Below are 1,412 nucleotides of genomic sequence, written 5' to 3' on the forward strand. Positions count from 1 at the left end.
CTGGAATTGACGGACAGTGATGGCACGATTGTTTGGCAGGCGACGTATCGTTCGTGGGGGGCAGTGGAGCAACTGGCTGTTGATGAGGTTGAGCAAGAACTGCGCTTTCAAGGGCAGTATTTCGATTATGAAACGGGGCTGCACTATAATACGTTCCGATATTATGATTCTGAAGTAGGGCGATTCATCACCCAGGATCCAATCGGTATAGATGGTGGGTTCAATCTATATCATTATGTGCCTGATCCAACTGGCTGGTTTGATCCTTGGGGCTGGGAATGTTGGAGTAGTGCCCGGAGGAACTACTGGAAAGCCGAAGCTAAAGCGCCTACGAGAACATACTCCGCTGCGAACATGGCTAGTATGGCAGACGGTAAAGCACCAAAAATAACTGTAGAAGTGATTAACAGAAGAACGGGACTTCCACAGACCAAAGACGTTTCGATGGAGCTACATCATAGGGACATTCCGCAGCGAATAGGTGGTGACGGAGTGCATAAGACGCAAAATCTGGACGCTCTGACACCTTGGGAGCACGAAGCGGTTGACCCGTTCAGGCATGTAGGCAGTGACTTGGTTAGGATTATTAAGGGGCTTGACGTATGGTAGATGTAGAGGATATTCGTGCTTGGATCAATGGCAAAGTGTATATGAATTTGTTAAGTGCTGTTGTTGGAAAATTAAGGTTGCGGGTTAATTCTGATCCTGTCCCCGACGTGGTTCTTCAGCTTGATGCCAATAAGTTAAATCTGGCAAGGCTTGAGCCGGCTGCGCTGGTTGCTGTCGCTCAGGATGCTGATCTGATTTGTCGCTACATTGCAGAAAAACTTAAGTTGTTAAGCGGGGTGCCTGATGAGCAAGAAGGCAAGAGTCCAGAAGATGAAGATGACGTGGTCTTAGAGACGCATCCATTTTATCAAAATTTTCTGAATCTATATTTAATTGAGTTGCATTTTTTAAGCTTTGATTTGGATGCATTGGAGGGATACTTAAAATCTATTCGAATTCCTGGAGTTAAGAAATATTTGGCGCAACTACAGGTGATATATGGGCGTGTATCTGAATGATGTGCCGCGCCTTGACAAAGCTGCTAAAGAGTTGTGATCTTGATAACTTATAGCGCTTTTTGATGTTTTCTTAATGATAAGTAACGGCTTTGATTTACTCAGGGTGACCTCCGATCTTTAAAAACTGAGCTTTTAAGGGTGGTCATATACGAGCGTGACCACCTCGTCGCAGTGACCGATGCGCTGAATCAGACCACCTCGCTGGAGCGCAAACCGGACGGCGAAGTACTACGCATCGGCCACCCGGACGGCACTGCAGAGACCTTCACCTACAACACCCTGGGCAAGGTGCTGACGCACACCGATGGCAAAGGCCAGACCACCCGCCTGATGCGCACCGCGCGC

General features: G+C 47.7%; 2 protein-coding genes and 1 pseudogene. All 3 read left to right on the forward strand.

Features of this window, described 5'->3' with window-relative positions; all coding sequences use genetic code 11:
• A partial coding sequence (locus APH33_RS27060) for an RHS repeat-associated core domain-containing protein (RefSeq protein WP_177332448.1) occupies positions 1–609 on the forward strand: 609 nt, incomplete at its 5' end.
• Positions 603–1,067 (forward strand): hypothetical protein, encoded by a 465-nt coding sequence (locus APH33_RS27315; RefSeq protein WP_156352058.1) that lies wholly within the window; start codon positions 603–605, stop codon positions 1,065–1,067. The genes APH33_RS27060 and APH33_RS27315, both read left to right, overlap by 7 nt.
• Positions 1,068–1,217: 150 nt before the next feature.
• Positions 1,218–1,412, forward strand: a pseudogene (locus APH33_RS26165) (RHS repeat protein); the annotation flags it as partial.

It is taken from the genome of Pseudomonas sp. NBRC 111130 (assembly GCF_001320485.1).
Classification (GTDB): domain Bacteria; phylum Pseudomonadota; class Gammaproteobacteria; order Pseudomonadales; family Pseudomonadaceae; genus Aquipseudomonas; species Aquipseudomonas vlassakiae.